This window comes from Pseudomonas sp. PDM32, from assembly GCF_019219225.1.
In the GTDB taxonomy this organism is placed as follows: domain Bacteria; phylum Pseudomonadota; class Gammaproteobacteria; order Pseudomonadales; family Pseudomonadaceae; genus Aquipseudomonas; species Aquipseudomonas laurylsulfatiphila.
On the sequence record NZ_JAHUWE010000058.1, the window covers coordinates 1 to 284 of the forward strand.

Consider the following 284-nt stretch of genomic DNA (forward strand, 5'->3'; position numbering starts at 1 on the left):
GCAGTTCGATGCCCGGCAAATAACGCACCTCGGGCGTATGCACGATGGATTTCGCGGTAACCTCCCGGTATTTGCGCAGACGAGCGCCTTCGCTGTCGTAGACATACCTCTCGATGTCGTCGGCGCCGTCAATCCGTGCCACTTGAATGACTTGGGCCAACTGATTACGCCCATTCCACTGCAAAGCCTGCCCAGGTTGCAGCTCCAGCAGGTTGCCGCGAGCGTCGAATTGTTCGTCAATGGCCGGCTGGCCGGCTCGGTCTTTCACGCTGCGATTGCTGTGC

The 284-nt window shown here is 59.5% G+C and carries 1 pseudogene; it reads right to left on the reverse strand.

From position 1 onward, the window contains the following. A pseudogene (locus tag KW846_RS29780) lies at window positions 1-268 on the reverse strand (RHS repeat protein); the annotation flags it as partial. Window positions 269-284 lie beyond the last annotated feature (16 nt).